This is a genomic window from Brevibacterium ammoniilyticum, assembly GCF_038429965.1.
Lineage (GTDB): Bacteria > Actinomycetota > Actinomycetes > Actinomycetales > Brevibacteriaceae > Brevibacterium > Brevibacterium ammoniilyticum.
This window is the reverse complement of sequence record NZ_BAABNP010000007.1, coordinates 13,431-32,561: the sequence shown is the minus strand read 5'-3', so window position 1 is coordinate 32,561 and position 19,131 is coordinate 13,431. Positions and strand designations below refer to the sequence as shown.

Genomic DNA, 19,131 nt, shown 5'->3' with positions numbered 1-19,131 from the left:
CCATCTACTCCACGATCCTCGATTCGGGCGAGTCTGAAGAAAGTCTTTCAGGATCTCGCAAAATCGGTGTGCGCGTTCTAGTCTGTATGGGACCAACGCAACCCGACTTCCCCTCGCCGATGATGGCGACCAGGGCAGCGGCGCTGACCAGAAGGATCCTCATGGCTTCCGTACTCTCCCGTTCGGCGATCATCGCGCCGAAGGACTTCAACCGCTGGCTGATGCCGCCGGCCGCATTGGCCATCCACCTGTGCATCGGCCAGGTCTATGCGTTCAGCGTCTTCAAGATCCCGTTCATGTCCCGCTTCGACGCCGGCGAGGTCTCGATCGGGTGGATCTTCTCGATCGCGATCCTCATGCTCGGCATCTCCTCGGCGATCTTCGGGACCTGGGTGGAGAAGGCCGGCCCCAGGGCTTCGATGGTCGCCGCCGGGTCGTGCTGGGTCGCAGGCTTCCTCATCGCCAGCCTCGGCATCATGACCGGGCAGCTGTGGCTGGTCTACTTCGGCTACGGCTTCGTCGGCGGCATCGGACTGGGCATCGGCTACATCTCGCCCGTCTCGACGCTCATGAAGTGGTTCCCGGACCGGCCGGGACTGGCCACGGGCTTGGCGATCATGGGCTTCGGCGGCGGCGCACTCATCGCCAGCCCGATGTCGAACCAGCTCATGTCCTTCTACGGCGGAGGCACCGAGCCTGCGAACCTCGTCGCGGGTCTGACCCCGACGTTCGTCACCCTGGCCATCGTCTACGCGGTCGTCATCGCCGCCGGTGCCTACGTCATCCGCGTCCCGCACCCGGATTGGAAGCCGGCGAACTTCGACCCGTCGACGGTCAAGGCGAAGCCGCTGCAGACGACCGGCAACGTCTCGGCGAAGAACGCGATCCGCACCCCGCAGTTCTGGCTGCTGTGGATCGTCCTCTTCCTCAACGTCACCGCGGGCATCGGCATCCTCGAGAACGCGGCGCCGATGATCCAGGCCTACTTCGGCATCACCGCGGCCGCTGCTGCCGGCTTCGTCGGACTGCTCTCGATCGGCAATATGGCCGGACGGTTCGTGTGGTCGACGACTTCGGACTACCTCGGGCGGAAGAACAACTACATGATCTACCTCGGCGGCGGGGCGCTGCTCTACCTCGTCGTCGCGCTCTTCGGCGGCGGGTCGATCGTCCTCTTCGTCATCGCGACCCTGTTCATCATCTCGTTCTACGGCGGCGGGTTCGCGACCATCCCGGCCTACCTCAAGGACCTCTTCGGCGTCTATCAGGTCGGGGCGATCCACGGTCGTCTGCTCACCGCATGGTCGGCCGCCGGCGTGGCGGGGCCGCTCATCGTCAACTCGGTCGTCGAGGCCGGTGACAAGGCCGGCAAGACCGGACCCGAGCTCTACACGCCCGGCATGTTCATCATGGTCGGGGCACTCGCCATCGGGTTCGTCGCGAACCTCCTCGTCCGCCCGGTCAAGGACAAGTACCTCGAACCCACCACCGCCGAGGCGGCACCGACGTCCCCGTCGACCGCTGAGAAAGACTGAAGGAAGGACGCAGCATGAGCACATCGCAGACATGGTCCTCGGTTCCCCCCGAAGGCTCCCCGCAGTCGCCGGTGGGCGGGGCGTACAAGGTCATCGGCTCGGCCCTGACCGTCGTGGTCGTCGGCGGCCTCGCCTGGGGCCTGACCCTGACCGTGATCAAGGCAGTCGCGATCTTCACGAGCTGAAGTCGCTCCCCGCCGAGGCGTGTCGCCGCTGACGGCGCATGACTTCCGCGTCGAGCGCGGCAGGAGACATCCAACGGCCCCGCACCAGACGAACAGTCCGGTGCGGGGCCGTTCGCATTCAGGCGTGCGATCCTCGGCGACCGCCGCCTCTGCCCAATGTCAGCTCACCTCTTGCGCCCGCATTAACTTAAGTGCTTAACTTACTGGCATGGACCTGGCATTCGAACTCCACGATCTCGTGCGCACCCTCGATCGGTGGGCGGAGAAGATCCTCCAGCCCGAGGGACTGAGCTACAACCAGTACGTCGCGCTCGTCATCCTCGGCCAGCATCCGGGCATCACCGGTCGTACCCTCGCCGGCGCCCTCGGCGTCACCGAGGCGGCAGGCAGCGGCATCGTCAAGGTCCTCCTCGGGGCCGGCTACGTCGACAACCTCGCGGCGGCCGGATCGGGCAACCGACGTGAACTCCACCTCACCGAGGTGGGCGCCGAGAAGGCCGCCCACTGCGGTCGCCTCCTCGGCAGCTCGCTCGACGACAACGCGCGCACGATCGGCCTCGACCCCCAGGTCCTCGCGCAGACGATCCGCGATCTCCACGACGAGGTCCGCACCGTGCGCTCTTCCTCTCCCGACAGCTGACGCCGCTGGCCGGTAGCCCACCAACACCCCATCGGCAACCCGCCTCTCCACTCCCACTCGTTCCCAGGAGCACTCATGGCCTTTACCCTCGCCCTCCTCGCCCTCGTCTTCGGCCTCGCCCGCCTCGGCGTGTTCATCGCCCTCCACCTCGTGCCCAGCGAGTACACGATCGTCGGCCACGCCGTCAGCGACTACGCAGTCGGTCCCACCCGGCGCCTCTCGAGCGCCATGACATGGCTGACCGCGATCTTCTGGGCGCTGCTCGCCGCCGCGGTCGCCCTCGGTGTGCCCGACTGGTCCGACGCCACAGGGATCACGATCGCTCTGGCCGCACTCGCAGTGATCTTCATCGTCCTGCCCCTGGCGCCAACCGACCTCGAAGGCGAGAAGGCCACGATGATCGGCCGCCTCCACTACGTCTTGGCGATCGCCTGGTTCGCGATCAGCTACGCGTGCATGGGCAACTTCACCCGCCTCTTCACCGCCGAAGGTCCCGCGTGGCTCGCCGGCTCCCTGGGCGTCATCGCCTGGATCGCGGCGATCTCGCTCGCCGTCAGCGTCCTCGTCCTCATCGTCAAGCGACTGCGCCCGAAGGTCTTCGGCATCTCCGAACGCATCTTCATCCTCGCAGTCAGCCTCTTCTACCTCGGCGTCGCCGCCGGACTGATGATGCTCACCGCCTGAGGGCAGCCAGTTCCGTACCGCTCATGCCGACCCACCTCCCGACCCGAGTCCACCCCGTCCCGCTGGCACCTCCCCGAGGCGTACACTCGATCCGTGCCGACGACGAACCCCGAGACCCCACCCCGCAGACGCGGACGCCTCGCATGGGGGTCTATCGTGCGCAACGCGGCCCTCGCCGTCGTCGTCCTCGCCGGACTCTGGCTCGTCGTCAACGTCCACCTGCCCACTCCCCGCGTGCTCCAGGATGAGATCGCCGAGGCGGGCGCGTGGGGCTTCGCCGTCTTCGTCGCCCTCGCCACGGTGGTCGCCGCCACCCCGATCCCGGTGACGATCATCGCCGTCGCCGGTGGGCTCGCGTTCGGTCTGCCGCTGGGGACCCTGCTCACGCTCATCGGCATCGTCCTCGGCGGGTATGCCGGCTACTGGATCGCCCGCGGCCTCGGCCGACCGACGGCGAGGAAGATGCTCGGCTCCCACGCCGAGGCGGTCGAAACCCAACTCCACGGCGGCGGCTTCTACGCGGTGTGCACTCTCAGACTCCTGCCGGGGCTGCCGTACTGGCCGGTCAACTACGGCAGCGGCGCCTTCGGCATCGACAACCGCACGTTCCTCACGGCCGCGACGATCTCCTCGCTGCCGGGTCTGTTCGCCCTCGTCGGCATCGGCGCCTTCATCGGCGACCCGAGCATTCCCAACGGGATCGCCGTCGGTGTCGCCTGGGTCCTCGTCGGCACCCTGACGATCCTCGCCTTCCGCCGGTGGCGAGCGACAACCCGGGAACCTGCCGCCCAGAACGACATCGACGAGCGCGACAACAGAGAGAATCCCGGACCCGTCACCGAGGCGGCCGACGGCTGAGGCCAACCGGACGCCCTGTCGCATTGAGTCAGCGCAACGGCGGGTCCGGCTTCGCCCTACCCGAAGTTCGGCTTGCGGCGCTCCTGGAAGGCGCGGAATCCCTCGGCGTAGTCCGGGGTCTGCCGCGCTGACTCCTGCAGCCTGGCCTCGGCGTCGAGGACCTCGGTGAGGGTCGGCTGTTCGTCGGTGAGCTTCTGGACGAACGACTTCTCCATCGCGTACGCCTCGGCGGGCCCGGAGACGATCCCGTTGAGTTTCTCCTCGACGAAGTCGGCCAGCTCATCTGCGGGAACGGCACGGGAGACGATCCCGGCGGCGGCCGCCTCGGCGCCGGACATGAAGTCACCGGTGACGATGAGATCCATCGTCCGGTGGTAGCCGAGCCGATCGAGGAACACATGGTGGGCGCCGGAATCGAGCATCGCGCCGATCGCGGCGAACGGGGAGCCGAACTTCGCGTTCTCGGCCGCATAGACGATGTCGGCGGCGGCCGCGATCCCGAACCCGAGGCCGAGCGCCGCCCCCTGGACCTGCGCGACGACGGGGATCGGCAGCCCGCGGATCGCCTGGAATACGGGGGTGAACATCTCGGCGAGGAACGCGTACGCATCATCGGTGGCGACGTCGACGGCGGATATGTCACGGCCGGAGCAGAACACCTTGCCCTCGCCGCGGATGAGCATCGCACGGACCCCGGGCACCGCCTCGGCGACCTGGGCGACCGCCTCGGCGAGATCCCGAAGATTGGCGGCGTTGAGCGCATTGCGGGATTCGGGTCCGTCGAGGACGATCTCGGCGATCTGCCCTCGGATGTGCAGGCGGATCTCGGTCATCGCTGCTCCCTCACCACTCGTAGAATCCGCGGCCGGACTTGCGTCCGAGCTCCCCGGCGGCGACCTTGTCGCGCAGGATCTGAGGCGGGGCGAAGCGCGGGCCGAGTTCCCGTTCGAGATGCTCGGCGATGCCCAGGCGCACGTCGAGACCGACGATGTCGGTCGTCTTCAGCGGGCCCGCCGGATGCCGGTAGCCGAGAACCATCGCGGTGTCGATGTCCTCAGCACTGGCCACACCTTCCTCGACCATCCGCATCGCCTCGAGTGCCAGGGCCACGCCGAGGCGGGAGGAGGCGAATCCCGGCGAATCCTGGACCATGATCGGCGTCTTCCCGAGACCGGCGACCCAGTTGGCGGCGGCGGCCACGAGCTCCGGGGAGGTGCGGGAGCCGACGACGATCTCGACGAGATCGGACACCGGCACCGGGTTGAAGAAGTGGAGGCCGATGAGGGCCTGCGGGCGCGGCAGGACGGTGGCGAGCGCGTCGATCGACAATGAGCTCGTGTTCGTCCCGATGCTCGCGGCAGGCGCGAACTTCGCGATGTCGGCGAGCACCCGCTGCTTGAGCGCGACGTCCTCGGGGACGGCTTCGATGACGAGCAGCGCCTGGTCGAGCAGGGTCGGATCCCGGTGGACCTCGATGCTGCCGGGCACCGCGACGCCCTTGGCCTCGGACTTCGCGATCGACGCGGCGATGCGTTCGCGGGCGGCGGCCGCCGTGTCCTCGGTGTTCTCGATGACGATGACACGGGCGCCGGCGGTGGCGAAGGCATGCGCGATGCCCGCACCCATCCGACCGCCGCCGTAGACGCCGACCGTGTCGGGGACGTGGGCGAGATCCGCCGCGGCGGTCTCGGGGGATTCCGAAATGGTCGCCGAGGTGGTCGCCCCGGGGGTGGGTATCTCAGGGGATGGTGCGCTCACTGCTCTCCGGTCTCTCTCTTCGCCTGCTTCTTCTCGCGCCGTTTCGCCTCACGCCGGGCGAGGAAGGCGTCCATGCGCGCGAACTTCTCATCGGTCTCGAACAGCACCGCCTGGGCGACGTTGTCGATGAGCGGATGAGCCTCGCGTGGGGCGTGGAACGCCGACTTCGTCAGCCGCACGGCCAGCGGCGCGAAGCTCGCGATCCGATCGGCCAGCGCCTCACCGGCGGCTTCGAGATCCTCGGGGTCGACGACGTCGTTGAGGAGACCGATCGCTCGCGCCTCATCGGCGTTGACGGTGCGGCCGGCCAGGAGGATCTCCTTCGCCCGGGGTTCGCCGACGAGTTCGCGCAGCCGCCACGCGGCCCCGGCGGCGGCGAGGATGCCGAGCCCGGGTTCGGGGTTGCCGATCTTCGTGCTCGGTGTGCCGATGCGGAAGTCGCATGCGAACGCGAGTTCCGCTCCCCCGCCGAGCGCATAGCCCTCGATGAGGCCGATGACGGGCATCGGCAGGTCGAGGATGCGGCTGAAGATCTTCGAGTTGATCCCGGCCAGCGCGTCGTCGCGGCGACGTTCACGCAGCTGCCCGATGTCGGCGCCGGCGGCGAAGGTGCCGCCGGTGCCGGTGAGGATCGCGACCTGCGGGTGCGCTTCGAGTTCGGCGCACACCTCATGGAGCGCCTCGACCATGGTCAGGTCGATCGCGTTGCGCACCTCGGGTCGGTTGAGCCGAATGATCATCCGGTCGGGGCGGCGCTCGATGAGCAGCGGGCCGTCGGTGCCGGCCCCAGTTTCTCCCGCCGAGGCGGTGGATCCAGCGTCCCCCGCCGAGGTGGTGTCGTCCTCCGGTCGCGATCCCTCGCTCATGCGCGTTCCAGCAGAACGGCCGAACCCTGGCCCACGCCCACGCACATCGTCGCGAGTCCCCGCTTCTCATCGGACTGCTCGAGGCGATTGAGGAGGGTCAGCGCGATCCGGGTTCCCGAAGCGCCGAGCGGGTGGCCGAGAGCGATCGCCCCGCCGAACTCATTGACGATATCCGGGTTGAGGCCGAGGTCCCGGATGCACGCGAGCGACTGCGAGGCGAAGGCCTCGTTGAGCTCGACGGCATCGAGGTCGTCGACGCTCCAGCCGACCCGGGCGAGCGCCTTCTGCGAGGCGGGAACCGGGCCGATGCCCATGATCTCCGGGGGCACACCGGCGCTCGCACCGGCGACGACGCGGGCGCGCGGGCTCAGCCCGTGCTCCTCGGCGTATCGGTCGGAGACGAGGATCGTCACAGCCGCACCGTCGTTGAGCGAGGACGAGTTGCCCGCGGTGATGACGCTGCCCGGCCCGTGGAGGGTGCGCAGCTTCGCGAGCTTCTCCGGGGTCGTGTCCGCTCGCGGTCCTTCGTCGGCGGTGACATCGCCGATGGGCAGGATCTCGGGATCGAACTTCCCCGCGGCCTGCGCGGCGAGGGCCTTCTGGTGGGAGGCGTAGGCGAAGGCGTCGAGCTCTTCGCGGGTCAGTCCCCACTTCTCGGCGACGCGTTCGGCCGTCTGCGGCATCGTCAGGGTGACATTCTCCCCGAACTGCGGATTGGGGAAGCGCCAGCCGATCGAGGTGTCGAAGGTCTTGCCCGGCTTCGCCCACGCCTTCGACGGCTTCTCCGTCACCCAGGGGGCGCGGGTCATCGATTCGACACCGCCGGCGACGACGACGTCGGCATCTCCGGCCGCGATCATCGCCCGGCCCTGGATGATCGAGGTCAGTCCCGAGGCGCAGAGGCGGTTGACGGTGAAGCCGGGGATCGAGTCGGGCAGTCCGGCGAGCAGCACGGCCATGCGGGCGACGTTGCGGTTGTCCTCGCCGGCCTGGTTCGCGGCCCCTATGATGACCTCGTCGATGTCGGCCGGGTCGATGCCCGAGCGGTCGACGACGGCCCCCAGCGTCGTCGCAAGCAGGTCGTCGGGCCGCTGGTCGGCGAGCGCTCCGCCGTAGCGGCCGATCGGGGTGCGCAGTCCGTCAAGGATGAATGCCTCGGGCATGGTGCTCCTTCTTCTCAGGGTCCGACGAGTTCGTCTCTGGCTCCGACGAGGTGGTGCGTGCGGGCTCCGGCCAGTGGAGCCTCGCCGCAATGATCGTAACGTGTATCACCGAATGGGACAGCGGCGGCCCAGGACGCGGGATCCCTCGGTCGCCAGGTCGTGGCCCACCCCTGCCGTGACCGGCCGGTGCCACCCGGGTGCCTACGAGTCGAAGTCGATCGTCACTTCGTCGCTGACCGGGAACGTCTGGCACGTGAGCACGAAGTTCGCGGCCACCTCGGCGTCTTCGAGGGCATAGTTGCGGACCATGTCGACCTCGCCGGCGCACACCTTCGCCCGGCAGGTTCCGCACACCCCGCCCTTGCACGCGAACGGCAGGTCCGAGCGCGACTCCTGAGCGGAGTCGAGGATCGTCTTGCCCTGTGACATCGCCGAGGTGGTCCGCCGTCCGTCGAGGACGACCGTGACCTCGCTGGTGGCCCCCTCGAGGACCTTGTCGGCGTGGACGACCTCGGGTGGGGGTTCGTCGACGTAGAAGAGCTCGAAGTGGACCTTGGCCTTGTCGACACCGAGTTCGTCGAGGACGGTGCGGGCGTCGGAGAGCATCCCGAAGGGCCCGCACAGCCACACGTGGTCGATGTCGGTCACGGGCACGAGGACGGAGAGCAGCTCCCGCAGCTTCTCCGCGTCGAGGCGGCCGGAGAAGAGCTCGACCTCGCGGGGTTCGCGGGAGAGGACGTGGATGAGGTCGAGCTGCTGGTTGCGCGCGTCCTTGAGGTCGGCGAGCTCCTCGGCGAACATCACGGTGTTCGTCGTCCGGTTGCCGTAGAGGAGGGTGAGGGAGGCCTCGGGGTTGGCGAGCACGGTCGTCGCGATCGAGAGCATCGGGGTGATCCCGGAGCCGGCGGCGATGCACAGGTGCCTCCCGCCGAGGCTCGCATCGGCCTGGAAGCTGCCGCTGGGCGGCTGCACCTCGATCGTCTCACCGGGGCGGACGTCGCGGACGAGCCAGCGGGAGAAGAGGCCGTCGGGGATCTCGCGGACCCCGATGCGCGGGTCGGTGCCCGCGGGTGCGCAGATCGAGTAGGTGCGGCGGTGTTCGACGCCGTCGATGATGCGTCGCAGGGTCAGCGACTGTCCCGCTGCGAAGTCGAAGAGTTCGCCGAGGTGGTCGGGCACGTCGAAGGTCACCGCGGCCGAATCCTCGGTGAGGTGCTCGACCGACTTCACCGTCAGCGGGTGGAATCCGGTCCTCTCGGCGGTCTGGCCGGCGCCCGTCTCGAGCGTCTCGGTCATCTCAGATCTCCTTCACGTGTTCGAACGGTTCGAGGCAGTCGCGGCACTGGTACATGGCCTTGCACGCGGTGGGCCCGAACTCCGAGGTCAGGGTAACGTTGCCGGAGCCGCACAGGGTGCACACGATCGCGCGGCGGGTCGGCATGAGGGTGAGTGCGACCGGGCCGGTGCGGGTGGGAGCCTGCCCGGGCGGGGAGATCCCGGCGCCCGAGAGGGCGGCCCGACCCTCCTCGGTGATCCAGTCGCTCGACCAGGCGGGGGTGAGCGAGACGCGGACCTCGGCGTCGGGGAAGCCGGATTCCGCGAGCTCCCGTTGGAGGTCATCGCGCATCGTCGCCATCGCCGGGCAGCCCGAGTAGGTGGGGGTGATCGTCGTGACGACGTGGCCGTCCTCGATCGTGACATCGCGCAGCACGCCGAGGTCGACGAGCGTGAGCATCGGCATCTCCGGGTCGGTCACCCGGGCGGCGGCGGCACGGGCCCGGTCGACCGCCTCGGCGGGGGTCTCCAGGGTCGCGTTCATCACCACTGGCCTTCCGGGTGGGCGCGGGCGACGACCTGCATCTCGGCGAGCATGCGGGACAGGGCTTCGGTGTGGAGGCCATCGCGGCCCTTCTTCCCGCGCACCCCGGCGAGCGCGCCCGCCGCGGGGCGGTCGATGCCGGAGGCGGCGAAGACCTGGTCGAGGATGACCCCGGCCTCGTCCTCGACGGTGGCAGGGTCGACGCCGATGCCGGCGGCGGCCACGTCGGCCTCGACCTCGTGGGTCTCGAAGAGCTCGGCCCACAGCGGCCACAGGCCGTTCAGTGCGGTGAGCAGGCGGGTGCGGGACTCCTCGGTGCCGCGGGCGAGGGTGAGGACCCAGCGGGCGGCGAAGTCGCGGTGGTAGGACATCTCCTTGACGCCCTTGGCGGCGATCGCTGCGAGCACGGTGTCGCGGCTGGTCACCAGGCGTTCGAAGAGGGCGAGGCGCCAGGTGGAGAAGATGAGGATCTTCGCGACCGCCTCGGCGAAGTCGCCGTTGGGCACCTCGGCGAGGCGGACGTTGCGGAAGTCGAAGTCCTCGCGGAAGTAGGCGAGCCGGTCCTCATCGGGCACCGGGGAGCCTGCGGGCAGCTCGGGCACGAGCGTCGGATCCGCGGCGGCGGCGCGGGCGAGGAGGAGGCGGGCCTGACCGAGGAGGTCGAGGGAGATGTTCGCGAGCGCGATGTCCTCTTCGAGGTCGGGGGCGCGCGAGCACCATTCGGCGATGCGCTGGGAGAAGACGAGGGCGTCGTCGCCGAGCATGAGGCAGTACTGGGCGAGCGCGCTCGGGTCGATGCCCTCGGGCACGGTCGTGTCGACGCCGGCCAGCGGGTCCTCGAAGTCGGTGCCGAAGGCCCAGTGGGCGTCGTTGACGAGCAGGCCGGAGTAGGCGTTGTCGTGGTCGTCGTGGTCGATGGTCGTCCCGGCTTCGTCATGGTCGACGTGGACCTTCGGCGCATTGTCCGTCGCCGGGGACTCAGTCGGTTTGCCCGCCGAGGCGGTGTTCGGGTTCGTCATGTGATCCTCAGTCCTCACATGTGGGGGACATCGTCGGGGATGTCGTAGAAGGTGGGGTGACGGTAGACCTTGTCGCCGCTGGGGGCGAACATCGGGTCCTTCTCGTCGGGGCTCGAGGCGGTGATGTCGGCGGAGCGGACGACCCAGATGCTCACGCCTTCGTTGCGGCGGGTGTAGACGTCGCGGGCGTGACGGATCGCGAGCTGGTCGTCGGGGGCGTGGAGCGAGCCGACGTGGACGTGGTTGAGGCCGCGCTTGCCGCGGACGAAGACCTCGTAGAGGGGCCATTCGCCGCGAGGGGTCGCGGGGGCTGCGCCGGGAGTGTTCGCGGGGGTGGGGTCGGTCATTTCGCGGCCTCCTCGGCGGTGGACTGGGCCTGGACGGGAACGTCGGTGTCAGCGGGGGCGGCGGCCTCCTCGGCGGACTTCTCTGCGAAGGCGAGCGCAGCCTCACGGACCCACGCCCCCTCATCCCACGCGCGCTTGCGGTGGGCGATGCGCTGTTCGTTGCAGGGTCCGTTGCCCTTGACGACGGCCCAGAACTCGTCCCAGTCGGGGGTGGAGAAGTCGTAGTGGCCGCGCTCCTCGTTCCACTTGAGGTTCTCGTCGGGGAATGTCACGCCGAGCGCCTCGGCCTGCGGGATCGACATGTCGACGAACTTCTGCCGCAGCTCGTCGTTCGTGTGGGTCTTGATGCCCCACTCCATCGACTGCGCGGTGTTCGGCGAGTCGTCGTCGGGGGGTCCGAACATCATCAGCGCCGGCCACCAGAAGCGGTTGACGGATTCCTGGACCATGGCGCGCTGTTCGTCGGTGCCGCGCATCATCGTCATGAGCAGTTCGTATCCCTGCCGCTGGTGGAAGGACTCCTCTTTGCACACGCGGATCATCGCGCGGCCGTAGGGGCCGAAGGAGGTGCGGCACAGGGGTACCTGGTTGCAGATCGCCGCGCCGTCGACGAGCCAGCCGATCGTGCCGACGTCGGTGTAGGACAGGGTCGGGTAGTTGAAGATCGAGGAGTACTTCTGCTTGCCGGCGATGAGCTTCTCGGTGAGTTCGTTGCGGCTGGCCCCGAGCGTCTCGGCGGCCGAGTAGAGGTAAAGGCCGTGCCCGGCTTCGTCCTGGACCTTCGCGAGCAGGATGGCCTTGCGGCGCAGCGAGGGCGCGCGGGAGATCCAGTTGCCCTCGGGCTGCATGCCGATGATCTCCGAGTGCGCGTGCTGCGCGACCTGCCGGATGAGGGTCTTGCGGTAGGCCTCGGGCATCCAGTCGCGCGGTTCGATCCGGTCCTTCGACTCGATCGTGGCCTGGAACTGGTCCTCGAGCTGTGCTTCGGTTGTCATGATCACTCCACCCCGGGCGACGTCGCCCGCCCCGGCATCCACCGACCGTTGGTCAGTCACTGCCTGCCCGTCATTTACTGACCGTTTGTTCTGTAAAGTTCTCCATAAGTGTGGCATACCCCACGCCGAGGCGCAATGTCCGGGGGCGGGCGCCCCTCCTCTACGCGGCGCCCGGCGGCGACAGCCTCTCCGTTACAACCGCCACACCCAGAGGCGTCAGCGGCGCGCCCCCTGCCCATCGCCTACATTGCAAATCTGCCGTTGGGGCAGGCCGAGAAACTCCGCGACCATGCAACCGACGGGTTTCGTCGTAACACCGCCGATGCCCCGCGCCGGGGTCGAGGTCCATGAGACGTCAGGAAATCTTCCCGGAAGAGGTCACTAACAGTCACTTCGGTGTCAGCACATTCGCCAGTGAGAACACGCGACTCACTGTCCCCGCGATTCCGAACTACAACTGATTTGCCTCAATTGCGCGGCAGTGAAAGTATTCTCTCCGAGCCGGGCTGAGGTTGTGCTGCCCGCCAAGCACACTGTGGAGGTCTTTCAGTGGTCGGTCGTCGTTCTGCGGTGAAGGTACTCGCCCGAAGGTATCGCAGACGGGCAATCGGTCTGCTCGATGACAGTCAGAAGCTCTGGCTCTCAGAAGCTCGCCATGGTGAGCATCCGTGGCAGCAGCGAATGCGCTCGGCACTTCACCTCGGCGGCGCCGACGGTCCCGGCGTCACCGCGACTGGTGCTCACGATTCGCTCGCCGCCCAAGCAGCCAATCTCGATCAAGTACGTTCGCTCCTGCGCGAAGCCGGGATCGAATTCGTCGAGCTGCCTCGGCGGCGGTTGGAACGCGCACGACTCGTCGTTCCGCAGGCGCAGATACGTCGAGTGATCGCAGCTCTGTCATCGCTCGAAGCGGAAGACGGATGGTCGATGGACTACCGCTACCATTCGTGGGCCGCGACGAGTGTGCGCAGACAGCGCCGGGATCCCTTCGCCGTGTCTGCCATCGTCTGCCATCGCCGAGTTCTCGCTCCGAACGGTCGCCTGCTCAGTGCGGGCCTTGAGGGAGTGACGATCGAAGCCTGGTCCGACCTCGGCCCCAGACGCAACCGCGTCGACGGCTCGACCCACCTGCCGGGAACCCTGCATCGAATAGCACGAAACCCTCGCACTCTCGTCGAGTACTTCACCCCGGAGACATGGGACGCCTCGGTGGCCAACGACAATCGCACCATTCCCCCTCCCGCCCCCGACCTCTACCAGGTCTCCGGCCCGGTCGACCTCGTCTACACATGGGTCAATGGATCAGATCCACAGTGGCGTGCAAAGAAGCTCAGCGCTGAGGCAGCCCTACGCGGGGAGACGATCAATCTCACCGCCGTCTCGGAATCGCGCTTCGCTGACCGTCAGGAGCTGCGCTATTCACTTCGCTCCGTAGAGTCCAATGCCAGTTGGGTCAACCACATCTACCTCGTCACCGATGCGCAGGTTCCCGAGTGGCTGAACATCGATCACCCCAAGATCACGGTCATCGACCACCGCGACATCTTCACCGACACAAGTAATCTGCCGGTCTTCAACTCTCACGCCATCGAGTCCCAGCTCCACCACATCCCCGGGCTGAGCGAGAACTACCTCTACATGAACGACGACCTGTTCTTCATGCGTCCGACCAGTCCCGAACTCTTCTTCACCGGAAGCGGACTGTCGCGCTTCTTCCCGTCGACGGCTCCTCTCGATCTCGACGATCCGAGTGCTCGAGACATGCCGGTGCTCTCCGCCGCAAAGCATGGAAGGCAATTCATGCTCGATGAACATGGGCGCCGGGTTGCCAATAAGTTCAAGCACACGCCGCACCCGCAGGTGAAGTCAGTGATGGAGGAGTTCGAGGCCACACACCAGGAGATGTTCGATGGCGTCGCACGGTCGAAGTTCCGTCATCCTGATGACTATTCGATCACCTCGGCGCTCTATCACTTCCACGCGTATGCCCAGGGCAAAGCTGTCGACTCATCCATCCGGTACGCCTACATGGACATCTCCCGCACCGACGCCGAACTGTACATGCGCCGACTGCTGCGGCGCCGGGATCTCGATGTTCTCTGCCTCAATGACACTGACTCGTCGCCGGATGCCCAAGAGTATTTGGACGAGATCATGGCGTGGTTCCTCAATGAGAAGTTCCCCTTGCCGAGCAGTTTCGAGAAATAGCCCTGCACCTACGCTTTGAGGTACGAGCCTCCTACCGCCTGCGTGAGTCAATGACCTCTCTTCCGTCCGGGGCCTGAACCTATATTCGCGTGCGCTCGTTCGGCGGCATCGGCGAGCCCCGACCACGCCAGCGCGGTGAACCGACAATTGCGCGGTTGACCGACAGCGGCACGGTGAACCGTTCTCCGGGCATTGCTTAGGTGGAGGATCCCACTCGATTTTCGGCCGATCTTCGAGTGGGATCCACCATTTTGGGGCATCGTCGCACTGCTACGCCATGCTCCGCCGACGCGCGCATCCCGCCCCACGCCTCACGCGCCTCCGCCGCGACTTGACAGAGACGCCGATCACAACGATATTTATTGACCAGATGGTCGTTTATTCCGACCCCGCTTCCTACCCGAGTCACCACGAGGGTCGGGCGACGGAGACAGTGCATCGCAGCGACTCGAGGAGGAGCCTGACATGGCGACGACCCGCACCGACGACGTTCCGACCGCACCCGCGGCAGGCGAGACCACCGCAGACGATCGCAGCGAAGAGCACGCCTCCAACGCAAACGACGCCGCAACCTCGGCGCCGGGCAGTGCAGGCGAAGCCGAACTCCCTGCCGGCGAGGCCGCGCCCCCTGCCGCCGGCGAGGGCGAACGAGAATCCAAGCCCGGCATCGGAAACGAAGCGAACACCGGACCCGCCGCGATGTACGCCAACGACCGCGCGTCCCAGCACCTCGGGATCACACTCGACGACCACGGCCCCGGCTGGGCGCAGTGCTCGATGACGGTCACCGACATCATGGCCAACGGCCACGAGATCACCCACGGCGGCTACATCTTCCTCTTCGCGGACACGACGTTCGCGATGGCGTGCAACTTCCCCGGCTCGGTCACCGTCGCCTCGGGCGGAGACATCACCTTCCTCAAGCCCACCCGCGTCGGCGACCACCTCGTCGCCCGCGGCCGCGAGGTCGTCAAGCAGGGCCGCTCGGGCATCTACGACGTCGAGGTCAGACGCGACGACGAGATCATCGCCGTCTACCGCGGACGCTCCCGCACCCTGCCCGCACACAAGCCCACCACCTGAGCCGCGGTCCGCGCCCACCCGGCGTGACCCGTGACGCGCCGCCACCTCGGCGCCCTGACTCTCCGCACCTGCAGCCCCACTGCAGGCAGCCCCCGCAACGAACCACAGGAGACCACGATGACCGCAACCGACACTGACGCCGGTGCGACGATGAGCCTCGATGAGCTGCGCGCTCACCAGCTCGCCAACCTCAAAACCACGGTGACGACCGTCTACGAGAAGGTGCCGCACTACCAGAAGGCGTTCGACGACCTCGGCGTGGTCCCCTCCGACATCACGAGCCTTGACGACATCGCGAAGCTGCCGTTCACGAACAAGCAGGACCTGCGGGAGAACTACCCGTTCGGGCTCTTCGCCGTCCCGCGCGAGGACGTCGCGCGCATCCACGCCTCCTCGGGCACGACCGGTCTGCCCACGGTCGTCGGGTACACGCAGAACGACCTCGACGTGTGGAGCGGGCTCATCAAACGCTCCATCCTCGGCGCCGGCGGCAGGCCCGGCCAGATGCTCCACAACGCGTACGGCTACGGGCTGTTCACCGGCGGACTCGGCGTCCACGGAGCCGAACGCCACGGCTTCACCGTCGTGCCGATCTCCGGAGGACAGACAGAACGCCAGGTCCAGCTCATCCAGGACTTCAAACCGGACATCATCACCGCCACCCCGACCTACCTGCTCACGATCCTCGACGAGTTCCACAAGCAGGGCATCGACCCCACCTCGACGAGCCTCAAGGTCGCCATCTGCGGCGCCGAACCGTGGACGGACGAGATGCGCCGGGAGATCGAACGCTCCTTCGCCATCGACGCCGTCGACATCTACGGCCTCTCCGAGGTCATGGGCCCCGGCGTCGCGTGCGAATCCGCGGAGACGAAGGACGGTCCGACGATCTGGGAGGACCACTTCTACCCCGAGATCGTCGACCCCTTCACCGGCGAAGTGCTGCCCGACGGCGAGGAGGGCGAACTCGTCTTCACCTCCCTGACGAAGGAGGCGCTGCCGATCATCCGCTACCGCACCCACGACCTCGCAAGCCTCCTGCCGGGCACCGCGCACCTGAACTTCCGCCGCATCTCGCGCATCACGGGCCGCTCGGACGACCTCATCATCATCCGCGGCGTCAACGTCTACCCCGCCAACGTCGAGTCCGTGCTCTTCGAGTTCGAACACCTCAGCCCGCACTTCCAGCTCGTCCTCACCCGCCCGGGCCGGATGGACGAGGTCACCGTCGAAGTCGAGTGCCGCGAGGGCGTCGACGCCGCCCAGCGTGAGGGGCTCGGCGTCCGGGTGGCGTCCCGGATCAAGGAGCGCCTGGGCGTCTCCTCGACCGTCGACGTCAAAGATCCCGGTGCCCTGCCGCGCTCGGTCGGCAAGCTCAAGCGCATCATCGACCGACGCGAGAACATCCGCTAGGCGGGCTGGGTCGTGGCTGGTGTCAGGGTCGCTGGTGTGGCCGGTTGGGTCGTGTCCGCCGTGTCCGCTGGTGCGGCCTGGTCCGCTGAGACCAACGTCGCGGCGGCCCAGGCGCTTGCTGATTAGACTGATGCCCATGTCCAAAAGGCCCTCACCTGCGCAGACTCCGACCCATCCGGCGGAATCCGTCACCCCTGACCTCGCCGAGGCGGGGGCCGAGACAGCGGCAACGCCGGGTTCCGCGTCCGCCCCGGTGGGAACCGCGTCCGCCGGGATGGGGACCGCGGCACCTGCTGCCGAGCCGAAGCGCACCCGCCGCGGGCGTCCCGGCTACGACCGGGAGACGCTGATCAACAAGGCCACCGAGGTGTTCGTCGCCCGCGGCTACGACGGCACCTCGATGGACACGGTGGCCCGCGAGCTCGGCATCACGAAGTCCGCGATCTACCATCACGTGACCTCGAAGGAGGAGCTGCTGCGGCTGGCGATCAACCGCGGCACCGATGCCCTCGCCTCGGCGGTGGAATCGGAATCGCACCGGGAGGATCTCAGCGCCCTCGACCGCCTGCGCCACGCCGTCCACTCGAGCGTGCTCATCCTCATCGAGTACCACCACTCCGTCACCCTGCTGCTGCGGGTGCGCGGCAATTCCGCGGTCGAGCGCGACGCCCTCGAACAGCGCCGGCAGATCGACATGAAGATCCGCGCCCTCGTCACCGAGGCGATCGCCGAGGGCGGCATCCGCGCCGACTTCCCGCCCGGCCTCGTCACCCGCCTGCTCTTCGGCATGGTCAACTCGATCACCGAGTGGTATCGCCCCAGCTATCCCGTCGATCCGGAGACCATCGCCGAGGCGGTCACCGCGATGGCCTTCGCCGGCCTGGCGATTCCGCGCCGCGAGTGAGGCGCGCAAATCCGCGCTCCGGAAGGCGGAGTCCAGGGCGAAACGGGCCGATCGTCGAGCGAAGAACCTGCCCAGAGCGTCCTGTCGATCCGGCGGGGCACGACACGCTCAAACGTCCGTGTCAGGGCGTACTCTGACAGGGTGACCTCTCGGATCCTGTGGATTGCCGTCCTCGCCTCGTTCGTGGCGTTCCTCGACGGCACGATCGTCAACGTCGCCCTGCCCGCGATCGACCGCGAGCTCGGCGGCGGGCTCGTCACCCAGCAGTGGGTGGTCGACGGCTACTTCATCACGCTCGGCGCGATCATGCTCGTCGCCGGATCCATCAGCGACGCCTACGGTCGCAGCCTGGTGATGCGCATCGGCCTCATCGGCTTCGGTATCGCGTCGGTCATCATCACCATCGCCCCCGATCCCCTCATCCTCATTGCTGCCAGGATGCTCCAGGGAGCCGCCGGCGCATTCCTCGTCCCGAGTTCACTGGCGCTGATCAGCGCCCACTACTCCGGGGCCGCCCGCGCGAAGGCCATCGGCACCTGGACGGCACTGACCACGGGCGCGATGATCGTCGGACCGCTCATCGGCGGCCTCCTCGTCGACTTCGCGTCGTGGCGCTTCGCCTTCCTCATCAACGTCATCCCGATCGCGATCACCCTGTGGCTGCTGCGCAAGGTTCCCGATCCTCCTCGCCGAGACAAGGCCCACATCGACATCCTCGGCGCGGTGCTGTCGATCCTCGGGCTCGGCGGCATGGTCTTCGGCCTCATCGAACAGCCCCGGCTGGGCTGGGGTCATCCGGCGATCCCGATCACCCTCCTCGGCGGGGGTGTGCTCTTCATCCTCTTCCTGTTGCGTCAACGGCGGGTGAACGACCCGATCCTGCCGCTCGACCTGTTCCGGGCGCGGAACTTCTGGGTCGGCAACATCACGACGACGCTCATGTACGGGGCGCTGTCGCTCAACGGCTTCGTCCTCGCGATCTACCTGCAGGAGGATGCGGGGCTGACGGCGACGGCCGCCGGTCTCGCGAGCCTGCCGACGACGATCATGATGATCCTCTTCAGCTCCACCAGCGGACGACTGGCCGGGAAGTGGGGGCCGCGCCTGTTCATGGCCTTCGGTCCGATCCTCATGGGCGTGGGCTCGCTCATGCTGCTGCTCGTCAGCCAGGACTTCAACTACTGGTGGCAGGTGCTGCCGGCGATGATCGTCTTCGGCCTCGGGCTCGCTGCGACCGTCTCTCCCTTGACGTCGACGGTGCTCGGCGCGATCGAGGAGGAGCGCAGCGGGATCGCGAGCGCCGTGAACAATGCGATCTCCCGCGTCGCCGGGCTCATCGCCATCGCCCTGGTCGGAACGATCGTCGGCGGGGCCATCGACCTCACCGGATTCCATCGCGCGGCCGTCGCTGTGGCGGTGCTCCTCATCGCCGGCGGCCTCGTGTCGCTCGTCGGCATTCGGAATCCGAAGAGCCCCGCCCCTGAGGACTCACCGGCCGAGGGTGCACGGGGCTGACCGACGCGACGCCCGGCCTGGGCCTCGCCTGCCCGCGCTTCACGCCCCCGCCGGGTTCCCCCGCCGAGTTCCGGAACCGGAGTGTCGAAAACCTTGCGCGAAATCGACACTCCGGGTCCGGAACTTCAGGGGCAGACGC

19 protein-coding genes are annotated in these 19,131 nt (G+C 67.8%); 10 read left to right on the top strand and 9 right to left on the bottom strand.

Annotated features, from left to right (window positions below):
* Positions 1–161 precede the first annotated feature (161 nt).
* The 5 genes from AAHA49_RS09620 to AAHA49_RS09600 all read left to right on the top strand — a co-directional run bounded on the left by AAHA49_RS09620 (position 162) and on the right by AAHA49_RS09600 (position 3,902).
* A complete protein-coding gene (locus AAHA49_RS09620) occupies positions 162–1,535 on the top strand; it encodes an OFA family MFS transporter (RefSeq protein ID WP_009380176.1) in 1,374 nt (457 codons plus the stop codon).
* Positions 1,536–1,549: 14 nt separating this feature from the next.
* Entirely contained in the window at positions 1,550–1,720 is a 171-nt protein-coding gene (locus AAHA49_RS09615) for a hypothetical protein (RefSeq protein WP_164672063.1), read from the top strand.
* A 208-nt stretch (positions 1,721–1,928) separates the two neighbouring features.
* Positions 1,929–2,360 carry a MarR family winged helix-turn-helix transcriptional regulator gene (locus AAHA49_RS09610; protein WP_339393490.1) on the top strand — a complete coding sequence of 144 codons (432 nt, stop codon included), beginning with the start codon at positions 1,929–1,931 and terminating at the stop codon, positions 2,358–2,360.
* A 75-nt stretch (positions 2,361–2,435) separates the two neighbouring features.
* A complete protein-coding gene (locus AAHA49_RS09605) occupies positions 2,436–3,044 on the top strand; it encodes a DUF998 domain-containing protein (protein WP_339393489.1) in 609 nt (202 codons plus the stop codon).
* Positions 3,045–3,137: 93 nt separating this feature from the next.
* Positions 3,138–3,902, top strand: coding sequence for a TVP38/TMEM64 family protein (locus AAHA49_RS09600; protein ID WP_259863928.1), 765 nt, complete (start codon positions 3,138–3,140; stop codon positions 3,900–3,902).
* Positions 3,903–3,958: 56 nt separating this feature from the next.
* On the opposite strand, the gene AAHA49_RS09595 is transcribed toward AAHA49_RS09600, so the two are convergent.
* The 9 genes from AAHA49_RS09595 to paaA all read right to left on the bottom strand — a co-directional run bounded on the left by AAHA49_RS09595 (position 3,959) and on the right by paaA (position 11,869).
* A complete protein-coding gene (locus AAHA49_RS09595; protein WP_009380184.1) occupies positions 3,959–4,735 on the bottom strand; it encodes an enoyl-CoA hydratase/isomerase family protein in 777 nt (258 codons plus the stop codon).
* Between the two features lie 10 nt (positions 4,736–4,745).
* On the bottom strand, positions 4,746–5,660 hold the full coding sequence (locus tag AAHA49_RS09590) for a 3-hydroxyacyl-CoA dehydrogenase family protein (RefSeq protein ID WP_259863937.1): 915 nt from the start codon (positions 5,658–5,660) through the stop codon (positions 4,746–4,748).
* Positions 5,657–6,526, bottom strand: coding sequence for an enoyl-CoA hydratase/isomerase family protein (locus AAHA49_RS09585; RefSeq protein WP_009380189.1), 870 nt, complete (start codon positions 6,524–6,526; stop codon positions 5,657–5,659). Before AAHA49_RS09585 ends, AAHA49_RS09590 begins: the two co-directional genes overlap by 4 nt.
* Complete coding sequence (locus AAHA49_RS09580; protein ID WP_009380191.1) at positions 6,523–7,689, bottom strand: thiolase family protein; 1,167 nt, start codon at positions 7,687–7,689, stop codon at positions 6,523–6,525. The genes AAHA49_RS09585 and AAHA49_RS09580 overlap by 4 nt, the downstream gene beginning before the upstream one ends.
* A gap of 201 nt (positions 7,690–7,890) precedes the next feature.
* Positions 7,891–8,985, bottom strand: coding sequence for a 1,2-phenylacetyl-CoA epoxidase subunit PaaE (gene paaE / locus AAHA49_RS09575; protein ID WP_009380193.1), 1,095 nt, complete (start codon positions 8,983–8,985; stop codon positions 7,891–7,893).
* Between the two features lies 1 nt (position 8,986).
* The gene (paaD, locus tag AAHA49_RS09570; protein ID WP_009380195.1) at positions 8,987–9,508 is read right to left on the bottom strand and encodes a 1,2-phenylacetyl-CoA epoxidase subunit PaaD; all 522 of its coding nucleotides are present in this window, start codon (positions 9,506–9,508) and stop codon (positions 8,987–8,989) included.
* Positions 9,508–10,527: a 1,2-phenylacetyl-CoA epoxidase subunit PaaC gene (paaC, locus tag AAHA49_RS09565; RefSeq protein WP_342038100.1), complete on the bottom strand. Its 1,020-nt coding sequence runs from the start codon at positions 10,525–10,527 to the stop codon at positions 9,508–9,510. Before paaC ends, paaD begins: the two co-directional genes overlap by 1 nt.
* A gap of 14 nt (positions 10,528–10,541) precedes the next feature.
* Entirely contained in the window at positions 10,542–10,874 is a 333-nt protein-coding gene (gene paaB, locus AAHA49_RS09560; RefSeq protein WP_342038099.1) for a 1,2-phenylacetyl-CoA epoxidase subunit PaaB, read from the bottom strand.
* Positions 10,871–11,869 carry a 1,2-phenylacetyl-CoA epoxidase subunit PaaA gene (paaA, locus tag AAHA49_RS09555; RefSeq protein ID WP_342038098.1) on the bottom strand — a complete coding sequence of 333 codons (999 nt, stop codon included), beginning with the start codon at positions 11,867–11,869 and terminating at the stop codon, positions 10,871–10,873. The genes paaB and paaA overlap by 4 nt, the downstream gene beginning before the upstream one ends.
* A 1,209-nt stretch (positions 11,870–13,078) precedes the next feature.
* On the opposite strand from paaA, the gene AAHA49_RS09550 reads away from it, so the two are divergent.
* The 5 genes from AAHA49_RS09550 to AAHA49_RS09530 all read left to right on the top strand — a co-directional run bounded on the left by AAHA49_RS09550 (position 13,079) and on the right by AAHA49_RS09530 (position 18,992).
* The gene (locus AAHA49_RS09550; RefSeq protein ID WP_342038097.1) at positions 13,079–14,077 is read left to right on the top strand and encodes a stealth family protein; all 999 of its coding nucleotides are present in this window, start codon (positions 13,079–13,081) and stop codon (positions 14,075–14,077) included.
* 465 nt (positions 14,078–14,542) lie between these two features.
* A complete protein-coding gene (gene paaI / locus AAHA49_RS09545) occupies positions 14,543–15,160 on the top strand; it encodes a hydroxyphenylacetyl-CoA thioesterase PaaI (RefSeq protein WP_339393478.1) in 618 nt (205 codons plus the stop codon).
* A 117-nt stretch (positions 15,161–15,277) separates the two neighbouring features.
* On the top strand, positions 15,278–16,573 hold the full coding sequence (paaK, locus tag AAHA49_RS09540) for a phenylacetate--CoA ligase PaaK (protein WP_342038096.1): 1,296 nt from the start codon (positions 15,278–15,280) through the stop codon (positions 16,571–16,573).
* A gap of 136 nt (positions 16,574–16,709) precedes the next feature.
* Positions 16,710–17,477: a TetR/AcrR family transcriptional regulator gene (locus tag AAHA49_RS09535; RefSeq protein WP_342038095.1), complete on the top strand. Its 768-nt coding sequence runs from the start codon at positions 16,710–16,712 to the stop codon at positions 17,475–17,477.
* 141 nt (positions 17,478–17,618) lie between these two features.
* Positions 17,619–18,992 (top strand): MFS transporter, encoded by a 1,374-nt coding sequence (locus AAHA49_RS09530; protein WP_342038094.1) that lies wholly within the window; start codon positions 17,619–17,621, stop codon positions 18,990–18,992.
* Positions 18,993–19,131: the final 139 nt, after the last annotated feature.